Origin of the sequence: Bacillus manliponensis, assembly GCF_000712595.1 — a bacterium.
GTDB classification, from domain to species: domain Bacteria; phylum Bacillota; class Bacilli; order Bacillales; family Bacillaceae_G; genus Bacillus_A; species Bacillus_A manliponensis.
Genome location: NZ_JOTN01000001.1, coordinates 251,172 through 263,801 on the forward strand (window position 1 = coordinate 251,172; position 12,630 = coordinate 263,801).

Annotated in this window: 13 protein-coding genes; 1 reads left to right on the plus strand and 12 read right to left on the minus strand. The window is 37.5% G+C overall.

What is annotated here, in order from left to right:
* The first annotated feature begins 293 nt into the window (after window positions 1-293).
* Window positions 294-1,058, plus strand: coding sequence for a LicD family protein (locus tag BAMA_RS01100; protein ID WP_034635281.1), 765 nt, complete (start codon window positions 294-296; stop codon window positions 1,056-1,058).
* Between the two features lie 32 nt (window positions 1,059-1,090).
* On the opposite strand, the gene BAMA_RS01105 is transcribed toward BAMA_RS01100, so the two are convergent.
* The 12 genes from BAMA_RS01105 to BAMA_RS01160 form a co-directional block, all read right to left on the minus strand.
* Entirely contained in the window at window positions 1,091-1,783 is a 693-nt protein-coding gene (locus tag BAMA_RS01105) for a CTP--phosphocholine cytidylyltransferase (RefSeq protein WP_034635283.1), read from the minus strand.
* Complete coding sequence (locus BAMA_RS01110; RefSeq protein ID WP_034635286.1) at window positions 1,780-2,754, minus strand: DMT family transporter; 975 nt, start codon at window positions 2,752-2,754, stop codon at window positions 1,780-1,782. Before BAMA_RS01110 ends, BAMA_RS01105 begins: the two co-directional genes overlap by 4 nt.
* 15 nt (window positions 2,755-2,769) lie before the next feature.
* Window positions 2,770-4,620, minus strand: coding sequence for a phosphocholine cytidylyltransferase/choline kinase family protein (locus BAMA_RS01115; protein WP_034635289.1), 1,851 nt, complete (start codon window positions 4,618-4,620; stop codon window positions 2,770-2,772).
* 244 nt (window positions 4,621-4,864) lie between these two features.
* Window positions 4,865-5,239, minus strand: a complete 375-nt coding sequence (locus BAMA_RS01120; RefSeq protein WP_034635291.1) for a hypothetical protein — start codon at window positions 5,237-5,239, stop codon at window positions 4,865-4,867.
* Window positions 5,240-5,347: 108 nt separating this feature from the next.
* Window positions 5,348-6,370, minus strand: a complete 1,023-nt coding sequence (galE, locus tag BAMA_RS01125) for a UDP-glucose 4-epimerase GalE (RefSeq protein WP_034635295.1) — start codon at window positions 6,368-6,370, stop codon at window positions 5,348-5,350.
* A gap of 420 nt (window positions 6,371-6,790) precedes the next feature.
* Window positions 6,791-7,699 carry a polyisoprenyl-teichoic acid--peptidoglycan teichoic acid transferase TagU gene (tagU, locus tag BAMA_RS01130; protein WP_034635296.1) on the minus strand — a complete coding sequence of 303 codons (909 nt, stop codon included), beginning with the start codon at window positions 7,697-7,699 and terminating at the stop codon, window positions 6,791-6,793.
* Between the two features lie 230 nt (window positions 7,700-7,929).
* The gene (gene fabZ, locus BAMA_RS01135) at window positions 7,930-8,364 is read right to left on the minus strand and encodes a 3-hydroxyacyl-ACP dehydratase FabZ (RefSeq protein WP_034635298.1); all 435 of its coding nucleotides are present in this window, start codon (window positions 8,362-8,364) and stop codon (window positions 7,930-7,932) included.
* Between the two features lie 599 nt (window positions 8,365-8,963).
* The gene (gene mreB / locus BAMA_RS01140; protein ID WP_034635301.1) at window positions 8,964-9,965 is read right to left on the minus strand and encodes a rod shape-determining protein; all 1,002 of its coding nucleotides are present in this window, start codon (window positions 9,963-9,965) and stop codon (window positions 8,964-8,966) included.
* Between the two features lie 159 nt (window positions 9,966-10,124).
* Window positions 10,125-10,394 (minus strand): sporulation transcriptional regulator SpoIIID, encoded by a 270-nt coding sequence (spoIIID, locus tag BAMA_RS01145; RefSeq protein ID WP_034635303.1) that lies wholly within the window; start codon window positions 10,392-10,394, stop codon window positions 10,125-10,127.
* A gap of 381 nt (window positions 10,395-10,775) precedes the next feature.
* Complete coding sequence (locus tag BAMA_RS23420; RefSeq protein WP_051758848.1) at window positions 10,776-11,153, minus strand: hypothetical protein; 378 nt, start codon at window positions 11,151-11,153, stop codon at window positions 10,776-10,778.
* Between the two features lie 144 nt (window positions 11,154-11,297).
* Window positions 11,298-11,429 (minus strand): hypothetical protein, encoded by a 132-nt coding sequence (locus tag BAMA_RS01155; protein ID WP_034635306.1) that lies wholly within the window; start codon window positions 11,427-11,429, stop codon window positions 11,298-11,300.
* Window positions 11,430-11,583: 154 nt separating this feature from the next.
* On the minus strand, window positions 11,584-12,615 hold the full coding sequence (locus BAMA_RS01160) for a stage II sporulation protein SpoIIQ (RefSeq protein ID WP_034635308.1): 1,032 nt from the start codon (window positions 12,613-12,615) through the stop codon (window positions 11,584-11,586).
* Window positions 12,616-12,630: the final 15 nt, after the last annotated feature.

Below are 12,630 nucleotides of genomic sequence, written 5' to 3' on the forward strand. Positions count from 1 at the left end.
TTCCTTACACGACTTTTACAAAGTTTTACATAACCAATACTATTGTAACAAAAATTTTAAGTTCTTGAAACAGGTTCATATGAATAACTTCCTTAAAATTACTTTAAAAATCACTTTAAAATATGAATTTCAAATAGATAAAACTAAATATTAGCATAATCTCATGTGATATACACACCTCTCTCTTTCAGTTGCATTACAAATGGAACTTCATGTACACTTTAATTTGTAATATTACTGTACCTATACACGAGTTATAATAAAATGATTCCCAAATTGGATGGAGGATTATAATGGAAAACGCAACACAACAAGATCCATTAAAATATGCACAAAGTCTTATGTTGCAAATGATGGTGGCAATTCATAACATTTGTGAGGAACACAACATTCCATACTGGTTAACTGATGGAACACTGCTTGGTTCCAAACGACATAAAGGATTCATTCCGTGGGATGATGATGCAGACCTTGCAATGCTACGAGAAGATTACGAAAAGTTTTCCCGTATTGTAGCTACACATCTTCCTGCACCGTTTCAAGTAGAAACAGTAGATATTAATACACAAGGAAAACATAACTGGCTAAAAATCGTATATTTAGGTGGATTTGAATGGACAGACTGGGATGGTGTAAAACGACAAGGTCTTTCTATCGACATCTTCCCGTTTGATTATGTACATGAAACAAGCAAAGTTCAAAAGATTACCCATCGACTTGCTCGCCTTGAGTATCCGATGCAAGTGAACTCCGCAAAAGACTTCATTTGCCGCATCATTAACAATATGCAAATACAAAAAATCTATGCGAAGTTCACAAAGAAATCAAACATCGTCACATATGGTGTAGAAACACCGTTCTTCGGCTGGGCATACTTTGAAGTAGATAAAATCTTTCCGCTTCAAAAAGGTATCTTTGAAGGGGAATGGTTCCAAACTCCGAAAGATACACATGAATATTTAACGTTATTATATGGTGATTACATGCAACCACCGAAAGAAAGCGAACGCCGCATTCATATGGGTGACCTACAACTTACAAATGAAGACGAAAAATAAACCGAGCTCCTATAAGGAGCTCGGTTTTTCCTTTATACAAGAGAAGCAATCGTTTCTTCTACCTTCTCTAAATCTTCAACAGAATCAATTTCAAAGCTATCGTAACTACCGATTTTGTGAAGATGTACATTTAGCTTATCGATGTTATCTTTTACGATATTATCCCAGTACAGTTCACTGAAATCGCCACTTTCAACAACTTCTTCTAGCTTCTGCACAATATATGTGCCATCTTCTTTTGACCAGTATGAAATTCCACATAAGATGTAGTCATCACTACCGTCACCAATTTCAATGTCGTACACTTTTCCATCTTCATCGTGTTTAATAATCCACTCATTTTTAAAGTCATCTTTCTTTGCACTTAAGTATAAAGAAGACTTAGGGTTCTCTATGAAAATGTTGCGGTGTAAGTATACATCTGCATCCATTACGTATGCATCTTGTAAGTAGTCACGCACTAAGTACATCGTATAAATATTGTTGTATACATCATATTTATCGTTATGCACAAGCTTTACATTGTACTTATCAACAAGATAATCAAACTTCTCCGCTAAATATCCTGTCACAACGATAATTTCTTCGACACCTGTTTGTTTTAAATATTCAATTTGTCTCTCTAGCATCGGTTTTCCGTTCACCTGTACTAGCGACTTTGGCGTTGTTAATGTTAACGGGCGCAAACGCGTACCCATGCCAGCAGCTAAAAGAATGGCTCTCATGCTGTTTCACCTCGGTATTTTTTTGTTTTTTTCAATTCATCTGGGTCTGCTACTGTTAATATTGATCCGATTAAAATAGCCGCGCAACAAATCATAAGTTTCCATGAAAACGGCGTTCCAAGTACTACAACAGAAATGACAACCGCCCATGCTGCATACGTAATATTCATTGCCATCGCTCTTGTCGGTCCAATTTGATAAATCGCTTTATAATAGAAGACATACGACGCTGTTCCAACTAAAGCAATAAAGATAATTAACAGAAACTCCATGCTCATTATAACGTCTACTGTTAAGAAATGACCACCAAAGACTGGCAAAATAAACAATCCATATGTCCCTGCTGATACGAGCTGACGAATTTGAAGCGCCTCTTCTGGCGATACTTCATCATCTTTCATACCATATGCACAAATGACACACTCAAGCCCCCAGCCAACTGTACAAATAAGTGCAAACATAAAACCAAGTGCGAAATTCTCTGACGTAAAGCCTTCACCTGTAAATCCAAGTAAGAAAATAGAGACAATACTAATCACAAGGCCAATCCAGTTTGGCAAACGAAGACGGTCCTTTAAAAATAAGAAAGCAAAAAACGCACCAATCGCCGGGTAAATCGCAGAAATCGCAGCCGTATACGAAGCGCCAATATATTTAACCGCTAATACATAACACGTCATTCCAACTGGTCCACCAAGCAATGCTCCAAGCATCACAAAACGACCGCTTCTCGTTTTCATTTTGGAAAGGGCTGTTTTTAACTGCCCTCTCATCGACATATAGACCATCATCCATAAGCTCGACATAAAATCATGTAAAAACGTACTCACAAGCGGAGCGAGGAAAATAACCGTCTCTGTTGAAAGCATTAACTGCGATGATAATACAATTCCAATTAAAACTGTATCAACTGCCCACGCAAATCCAGAAAACAGACCATAAAATGCACCTTTACTTTGTGTCAATTTCATCCTAATATCCCCCGTTTATATGAAGACTGAGAAGAATTGTAAGTTTTTCTTCGCTCGATTGTAGCGATCGATGCCATACGTTCCAAAATCGCTTCCCTTTGCTTCTTTAATATTTGTCCAAATGCTCCATAAGAAGTCTTGGAAAATTTTATTCATCATAATGCGCTGTTTATGCTCATCTTTCACTTGTCCGCCAAAATAATAATCTAAAAACAGCTCTTCTTCCTCTTCAGAAAATCCTGATTCTAAGCTGTGAGCCGCAAGATCCCACATCGGGTCGTTCATACCGCCATATTCCCAGTCGATTAAATATATCTTCTCTTCGCCGCTTTTAACGAAGTTTTCTGGAACTGTATCGTTATGACATGGCGTAAGCTCTACATTCATCGCCTCGTACATTTCCTTTAACTTTACTATGTGGCTTTTTACTTCTTCATAATCATCGAAGTTTTTCCCGTTCACCTTTTTCAGTAACCCTTCATAATGCTCGATTTTCTCAAAAACGTTAAACTCACTTTGCATCACAGCACCTGACGTATGAAGCTGCTTTAATACAGAAGCAGTTAACATCATATTGTCACTACGTCTTGCTGTTTTTGGATTTAACGTTTCCGCATTTTCAATAAACTCCGCTAACTTTACACCTGTTTCTGCATTGAAATAAAGAAGTTCTGCATCAATACCTAAATCACTTGCCACTTTCGCATTCACTTTCTCATCATGGCGACTAATCATCTCTTCCGTTCCGCTTCCAGGAACACGGAGAACGTACTCTTTCTCATTTGCGATTACTTTAAAGTTCGTATTTGTCATCCCGCCAAACGGCTGAATTTCTGTTACTTCATCAATAGAAATTTGAAGCGCCTCTGCTACGTAACGCTTAATTTGTTTCTCTTTAAACTCCGCTTCTTTTCTCTTTAACTGACGATATACTTTATTTTGCACGTGTTCATATTGCTCATTCGTATCAATCTCAGCCCATACAACGCTCTGCAGCTTCACATAACCGATATCATACGTTCGCGCAACATCTAATAATAAATACTCATAATTCACATATGGGTTTTTATTATAACGGTACGCCTCTAACATTTTCGCAAACACTTCACGTGAAATTTTTGACACACCAATCATCTCACCATCAATACGGTTCAGCTGGTGAATGTCCTTTGAAATTTTATATAAATGTCCATTTTGAATTTCAACGAACGCCTCATCACCAGAGCCACTCTCATTTGTAATGAGAACACAATCACGCTCTGGATATTGAAGCACTTGCATAATCGCTCGCTCTTCAATGACAATATCATCTTCAATTAGTAAAAAATCATCGTCAATTAGCTCACTCACACAAACAAGTGAAGCCATAGAACCTGTCCACTTATACTTATGATTCTCTGTAAAATACACATCGCTTGTTCCTTCATAACTCGCAAACGCCTCTTGTTTATATCCAGTAACAATTACAACCTTCTCAATCCCGTTACGCTTTAACACATCTAAGTGACGATCTAAAATCGTTTGCTCCTCAAGTTGCAGCAAACAAGACGGCTTTCCAATTTCTTTTCGGTTACCAGCCGCCAAAATAACAGCTTGCGTCACCTTTTTATACCCTTGCTGATGCATACGAATTTTCTTCCCTTGCAGCTCAGCTAACTCACGATGCAAGAATGAAAGCCCCTTCTCATGCAAATAATAACTCATCCGCTTACCTGATTTTTTACTGTAAATATACTCACGCTCAGCTAAATCGTTCATAATATAATTCACTTTACCAACAGACATCTCACAACGCTCCGCAATTTTCTTCTGACTCATATGCGGATCCTTATTAATAATCTCTAATATATTCAGCACATGTTGCATCGCATATCCTCCATCTACAATACGTTCAATTTTTGAATGTATTTGTATGTTATCACGGATTGATTAGATTGTAAATGTTTTGTAAAGGGATAATGAAGATTGTAAATAATATTCAGAAATTAATTTAAACAAACGTTTGATTAGTACAAAAAGGCTATAAACAATTATAGTTTCCCATTTAAACAAACGTTTGATTAAACAAAAAAACACCGCCACCTCATATAGCGGCAGTGTTCCTTTTTCTTCACGATGCAATCATCTCTTTCAGGAGATTCTCTTTCACAAGCTCATACGCTTCTACTTCTTCTGGCGTCATTTCTCGCTGTGATTCTTCTTGATGAAAATCGGCTCCATATTCTCTTATAATCCAGCCTGTCTTACTTTTGCAGTCTTCTCTGTACTGTTCCTTTTCTGCTTCAGTTGGAAATAAAGCAGGCGTGCTAGTCATAAATGTCTCAATGTGCAGTGGCGTATACTCTTGCCCTTGCTTGTCCAACAAATTAATGACGACTCCTACATCTGATACACTACGAACCGCAAACTCATACATACAATTACTTACAGTGACTGTAGCTATGCAAAAATACGACTTCTCCATATTCGAGAATGTTAGATCCAATTTCATTCCCCCTTTTATTTAAGTCACTTTTATTATCCAATATCAATATTAAGGCTGTATAAATTCCATGTTAATAATTTGTATTTTTTACCAAAACAAAAGAGGTGACTATTTCACCCCTTCTTTACAATTCTCGTTATAGTACGTTTGCCACCTCCACGCATCTGTGCACATCTCTTCAATTCCGCGCGTTGCTCTCCACCCTAGCTCTCGCTCTGCCTTATTACAATTCGCAAAACTAACCGCAATATCGCCCGGTCTTCTTCCTATCACCTTATAAGGAATCGGAATACCTGAAGCTTCCTCAAATGCGCGCACAACTTCAAACACGCTATATCCTTTTCCTGTGCCAAGATTATACACATTCACTCCATCTTCCTCTAGCACTTTCTCTAGCGCCTTCACATGACCCTCCGCAAGATCAACAACGTGAATATAATCGCGTACACCTGTCCCGTCCTCTGTCGGATAATCGTCTCCAAATATACGAAGTTCCTCTAACTGCCTTACCGCTACTTGCGACACAAAAGGCATTAAATTATTCGGAATACCATTTGGATTCTCACCAATTCGTCCGCTCTCATGTGCACCACACGGATTAAAATAACGAAGGAACGTAATGCCCCACTCATCATCTGCCACAGCTACATCACGCAATACTTGCTCTAACATGAGCTTCGTTCGTCCATATGGATTTGTTGCACCTAAAGGGAAATCTTCCATAATCGGCGACGTTTCAGGCGCACCGTATACAGTTGCTGACGAACTAAAAATCATCTTCTTCACGCCGTGCTGTTGCATCACATCACATAAAACAACCGTGCTTGTTATGTTGTTATAATAGTACATAAGCGGCTTCGCAACAGACTCCCCAACTGCTTTAAAACCTGCAAAATGAATAACCGCATCAATCTTGTGTGCTGAAAAAATACGATTCATTTCCTCTCTATCTACTACATCCACCTCATAAAACGGAAACTGCTTACCCGTTATCGCACTCACTTCATGTAAACATTGCACCGAACTATTTGAAAAATTATCTACCACAACAATCTCATAGCCACTATTTAATAATGAAACGCACGTATGACTCCCAATATACCCAGCTCCGCCTGTAACAAGAATCGCCATTACAAACACCCCTTTTTAATTATATTAATATAATATAAAGATAATAAAATTTATATTAGATAAGAAAACTAGATAACTTCCCCCTCATCTACATAATAAATTAACCATAAAACTCCAAATTCCTTCTTAATTGTGCTTTATTAAAAGATACTTCTTACTACTCTATGTAAAACCGTTTCAGTTATTATTTATCCTGTCGCACTTACAATTTCGTTACTCAAATGTAAAATTCCCCACCACCTTTCATTTACACACCTACTTCATTTAGTCCCACATATAAAGTGAAACTTCACTCAGTAGGGGTTTTCTTCATCCCCCACCTAAACTTCTTTGCTTCTCTCAAATTTTGAGGTGGGAGTCTTACAGCCAGTTAATGCGGGATAAAAATAAACCCAGCTACTTAGAAGCTGGGTTGTTTCATTATTTATTTAATTCTAGGTGTTGTTTTAATGTATTCGATACATTTTGGCGCTCTGCATCTGGAACGAAATAATACCAAACGCCACCTTGCTTACCGCCATCACCGTTTATTTGAATATCTTCTGAGTTTTGTAAACAGTTTTTATAGTTCTTTTGCATATCAAACATTTGATCTTGCGTTAAGTTCGTCTTCACGTTCTTTTGAATTGCCGCAAGTGCGTCACCGTAATTTGCTAAAGAAGAGAAGCTTGCTCCTTCCTTCGCAACAGCTTGCATCACTTGACGCTGACGCATTTGACGACCAAAATCACCGCGAGGGTCTTGCTTACGCATACGTGTATATGCTAATGCTTCTTCACCATTTAAATGAATATTCCCTTTCGCGAATTGATGTCCGCCCTCTGTAAACTCTAAATCATTGTATACAGTAACACCACCAACTGCATCAACAATATCTTTAAAACCTTCCATATTGACTTCAACATAATAATCAATTGGTATATCTAAGAAATTCTCCACAGTCGCAACAGACATATCTATTCCGCCAAACGCATAGGCATGATTAATTTTATCTTTCTTTCCTTTACCAACAATCTCTGTATACGTATCACGTGGAATACTTACTGTTTTCATTGAATTTGTTTTCGGATTTAACGTAATTAACATTAAAGAATCAGAACGACCACGGTCACCTTCACGCTCATCTGCACCAATCATTAAAATGGACACAGGCTCTGACTTCTCAACATCAACAATTGCATCACGCTTTGGAGAACGATCACGATCTAGTGGCTTATGTACTCCACTTAGCGTATCTGAAACATTAGAATACACGTTATACCCATAAATGCCTAAACCAACAACAATGACACCTACAATTCCTAAAATCCAAAACAGGAACTTCTTCATCTCTCCAACCTTCTTTCTAATTGTACACAAACCACTTTACTTCATATCCATTTTAGAAAACTAAGACGAATATATGAAATAAAAACGACCTAAAATCTTTGCGTACATATTCCTTATGAAACATAAGTTTATTATACGATATATCCAACTTTTTACCAGTAACACCTCCGTATTTCTTAAAATTCCCGAACAAAAAAGACACGCTCCAATCTACGTGTCTTCTCTTCATATTATTCCTGTTTTTCACCAAGTGCAAATGTAATTTCCGCTTCACAAGCAACTTCACCGTTCACTGTTGCTACTGCTTTCCCTTTTCCGATTGGGCCGCGTACGCGCGTCATTTCTACTTCTAAGCGAAGTTGATCACCTGGGCGTACTTGTCTTTTAAAGCGGCAGCCGTCAATGCCAGCAAAGAACGCAAGGCGTCCACGGTTCTCTTCTTTCTTTAATACGGCAACTGCTCCGACCTGTGCAAGTGCTTCTACAATTAATACACCTGGCATTACCGCATAACCTGGAAAGTGTCCATTAAAGAATTCTTCGTTTGCCGTTACATTTTTAATACCAATCGCTCGTTTTCCTTCTTCTACTTCTAAAATTTGATCAACGAGTAAAAACGGATAACGATGTGGGATAATTTCTTTAATTTGTTCAATATTCAACATGTTCTCTCGCTCCTTTTTATCATTTAGTATTAGTATCTGGTTCTATTTTCATTATCCCATTTTCTTTCTCATTTGTCATTATAAAGTGAAACTTTAATCAGTGGGGGTTTTCTCCATCCCCCACTGATTATTAGTTGAACCAATCGGGCTTTTACGTGCTGTTTATCTCCCACCTAAACTTCTTTACACTCCTCAAGCTTTGAGGTGGGAGGTTTACAGCACGTTAATGCGGGATAAAAAAAAGAAGCAGCTCATCTGCTTCTGGTCATTTTATTAAAAAAATGCATACACTCTTCTACTCTATATATTCGGTATAACAATCATTATTACAGCTCGCATGGAGGAAAAAAGAGTGTATGCCCAAGTTAGGGGAAGTTCATATACAAAACCATATATGTACTTCATATGTCGTATTCCCGTTCATTATATTATAATTTCTTGTAATATGAAAAACCCGAAAAACCGACATTTTTTAGCAAAAAATCTTGTATTTTGTCTATTTTCCTTTCATTTCCTCTCATTTTCTTAAAAACGTTATATTTTTAATATTAAATATAAAAATCCACTAAACAAATATGCTTAGTGGATTTTCTATCATTTTATAACAATGCACGACGCGGTAATTTATCGATATTCTCAAGCATAATGCCTGTTCCAACCGCAACGCAGTGCATTGGATTTTCAGCGATTAATACTGGTACTTTTAATTCTTCTGCAAGAAGCATATCGATACCGTGTAATAATGCACCGCCGCCTGTTAAAATAACACCGCGGTCAATAATGTCTGCAGATAATTCAGGTGGTGTACGCTCTAACACACCTTTTGCAGCTTGTACAATAACAGCTGCATTCTCTTTTAATGCTTCTGTAATCTCTTCAGAGCATACTGTAATTGTACGAGGTAGACCCGTTACCATGTCACGTCCGCGAATATCAAGAGTTTCGCTGCGTGCACCTGGGAATACTGTACCAACTTTAATTTTAATATCTTCTGCTGTACGCTCTCCGATTAACAACTTATACTTGCGTTTAATGTAGCTTAAAATTTCCATGTCGAACTTATCGCCCGCCATCTTAATAGAGGAGGAGGTAACAATATCACCCATAGAAAGTACTGCAATATCAGTTGTACCTCCACCAATATCAACAACCATGTTACCGCTTGGTTGGAAAATTTCCATTCCAGCACCAACAGCAGCTACTTTTGGTTCTTCTTCTAAGTATACTTTTTTACCGCCAGATCTCTCAGCAGCTTCACGAATTGCTTTTTGTTCGACAGATGTGATGTTTGTTGGACAGCAAATTAAAATACGAGGTTTAGATAAGAAGCCTTTTACATCAAGTTTGTTAATGAAATGCTTTAACATTGCTTCTGTAATTTCAAAGTCAGCAATTACCCCATCTTTTAGCGGACGAATTGCTACAATATTACCAGGTGTACGCCCTACCATGCGTCTTGCTTCTTCACCTACAGCTAATACTTTTCCAGTATTACGATCGATTGCTACCACAGACGGTTCGTTTAATACGATTCCTTTACCTTTAACATGAATTAATACGTTGGCCGTGCCAAGATCTATTCCGATATCTCTCGCAAACATTCCTGTTTTTCCTCCTTGATATTCAATCAGGTTGAACCCGAATTCTTATGCACCTAATTTTTAATTTTATCATAATTTTAACAGAAACGTAACATTAGAAACAGGAATTGTAATGAAAATATACCCTATTTCTTCGGAATGTTTGCCTTGTGCAAAGGATTAACGCACAGGATTTTCGGAATCTTCTTTCTGATACTTCTGCTTTGTTGCTTCGCCGCCACGCAAGTGACGAATGGACTTGTGATAATCTAAAATTTCCTTCACTTCATTTGCGAGCTCTGGATTAATTTCTGGTAAGCGCTCTGTCAAATCTTTATGAACAGTACTTTTTGACACCCCAAATTCTTTCGCAATAACGCGAACTGTCTTTCTTGTCTCCACGATATATTTTCCAATCTTGATAGTTCTCTCTTTGATGTAATCGTGCACACCACTCGCCTCCCTAAATTGGATGTGAGAAGTGTGAAATGAGACTCGCTGCACAGGACTAAGAAGTAAGTTTGAATGCTGATTATAAAGATGAAACATTTTCGGGTTTATAATAAAATGATCCACGATTTCTCACCTCAAACACTCTCTTAGCTTTCGTTTATAACATTGTATTGCTCGCCTTGTATTTATATGCTACAAGTTCTGTATTTTTGCGGACTAAGTGTAGAAAAAAGTGAAAGAACTCTCTCTTTTTCAAATAAGGAAACACCTTTCAACTTACTCCGTCTAACGGCGACACCTTTTTTAAAAATAAAAAAGGACAACCCGCTCCATGCGGATTATCCTTTTTCAAGTAGAGAAACAATGATTCTCACTGTATTAATGTGACTTTTTAGGCTCGCCTAACTTTGCTTCGCCTGTAAATTGTGTATCAACTTTACCGTTTGCATCTTTCGCATATATCTTTACGAAATATACGCCTGGCTCGTCTGTTTTATACGTAAACGTGTCTTCTTTTTGATAAGACACTTTATCTACTACTTTATTATCTCTGTAAATAGAGTATGCATACGTAACATCTTCGCTATCTGTTTTTGCTGATACTGTAAATTCATGATCACCATTTGCTTCGATATGCGTTTCTGAAATTTGCACGCTCTTTACTTTCTCTTCCCCTGCTTTACTTTCTTTTGTTTCTTGACCACAACCAGCTAAAACTGTAACTGCTACTGCGAACCCTACCATTAACTTCTTCATATACAATTACTCCTCCTTTATGGACACATCAACAACCATTTTACCAAGAATTACAGAGGAATTGTACTTTATAATGATTATTCTTTTTGACTATTTATTAAAATTTTTTCCAGGCTCAAAAAATAACGCCTTTTTTAACAGGCGTCATTCTTTTCTCTTACATTCTTCAAGAATTGTGCGGCGGGGGACTTTCTTTTTGCTAGCTACAATCTGATAAAAAGAAAATAAAATAACCAATAAAATAAGAGCAGTTACAATAACAAACAAAAAGGACATCGGCTCGCCTCCTTCTATACATATTTATATTCAAGAATTACACCCAAATTCCTTGCCATCATCACGTTTTCCTTAAATTATAATTTATTTTTATATAAAAATAAAAAAATCAACTCCAAGTGCAGGAGTTGATTTTTTGCTCATTTTATATTGCTTACTCAGCAGAATTTGAATGTTCTTCTGTTTGTTGATTAGAAGAACCACTTGTTGACTTCTCTTCTTTCTTCTCTTCAGAAGAACCGCTCGTTGATTTCTCCTCTTTCTTCTCTTCAGAAGAACCACTTGTTGATTTCTCCTCTTTCTTCTCTTCAGAAGAACCGCTCGTTGATTTCTCTTCTTTCTTCTCCTCAGAAGAACCACTTGTTGATTTCTCTTCTTTCTTCTCCTCAGAAGAACCACTTGTTGATTTCTCTTCTTTCTTCTCTTCAGAAGAACCGCTCGTTGATTTCTCTTCTTTCTTGCCTTCAGAAGAGCCGCTTGTTGACTTCTCTTCCTTCTTCTTATCTTCACCGTCTACTTTAATATCTGTAACAGACTTTTCAATGTAACGCTCTGGGTTTACCGCTACGTTATTTTTGCGGACTTCAAAATGAACGTGATAACCAGCGTCTTTGTTCACTTCATTTAAACCAGATTTACCGATCACTTCACCTTGTGCAACGCGCATGCCTTCTTCAACCTTTACGCTACCTAAACTTTGGTAAAACGTCGTCACACCATTTCCGCTATCAACCGTTACAACATACCCAAGAAGCGCATCTTTCTCTGCTCTTGTTACAGTTCCGCTTAATGCAGCTGTTACATCAAACTCTTTTCCATCTTTTGCTGCAATATCGATTCCTGTATTTGCAGTGTATGTGTTGTTATAAAAGACAAGTGCTGCTTCCTGCTCTGCTTCAGTTCCACTACGATCATAAAACTTTTTCTTCAAAACTGTTTCTGTTCCTTTTGCTACTGGCATCTTCAACATTTCCGAAGAATTAATAACCGGTACTGCTGGATTTTCATCTTGGCTATACGGATTTGCTTGTTCTTTATTTGGCTTACTTGGATTTGCAGCCTGGTACCAAAGCGCAACAGATAAAATTATCGCTGCACAAGCAATGTATAATGTTGGAAAAACCCAGCGTTTTTGAAACATATGAACTACTTTTCGAGAAGACTTCTTGTTTTCCCTCTCTCTCATTCTATCATCACCTCA

Coding starts and splice junctions, on each gene's coding strand:
- BAMA_RS01115 (WP_034635289.1), bottom strand. CDS start 4,620: ATGCAACATGTGCTGAATATATTAGAGATTATTAATAAGGATCCGCAT.
- fabZ (WP_034635298.1), bottom strand. CDS start 8,364: ATGTTGAATATTGAACAAATTAAAGAAATTATCCCACATCGTTATCCG.
- BAMA_RS01155 (WP_034635306.1), bottom strand. CDS start 11,429: ATGTCCTTTTTGTTTGTTATTGTAACTGCTCTTATTTTATTGGTTATT.
- tagU (WP_034635296.1), bottom strand. CDS start 7,699: ATGAAGAAGTTCCTGTTTTGGATTTTAGGAATTGTAGGTGTCATTGTT.
- BAMA_RS01100 (WP_034635281.1), top strand. CDS start 294: ATGGAAAACGCAACACAACAAGATCCATTAAAATATGCACAAAGTCTT.
- BAMA_RS23420 (WP_051758848.1), bottom strand. CDS start 11,153: ATGAAGAAGTTAATGGTAGGGTTCGCAGTAGCAGTTACAGTTTTAGCT.
- BAMA_RS01105 (WP_034635283.1), bottom strand. CDS start 1,783: ATGAGAGCCATTCTTTTAGCTGCTGGCATGGGTACGCGTTTGCGCCCG.
- BAMA_RS01110 (WP_034635286.1), bottom strand. CDS start 2,754: ATGAAATTGACACAAAGTAAAGGTGCATTTTATGGTCTGTTTTCTGGA.
- BAMA_RS01160 (WP_034635308.1), bottom strand. CDS start 12,615: ATGAGAGAGAGGGAAAACAAGAAGTCTTCTCGAAAAGTAGTTCATATG.
- galE (WP_034635295.1), bottom strand. CDS start 6,370: ATGGCGATTCTTGTTACAGGCGGAGCTGGGTATATTGGGAGTCATACG.
- mreB (WP_034635301.1), bottom strand. CDS start 9,965: ATGTTTGCGAGAGATATCGGAATAGATCTTGGCACGGCCAACGTATTA.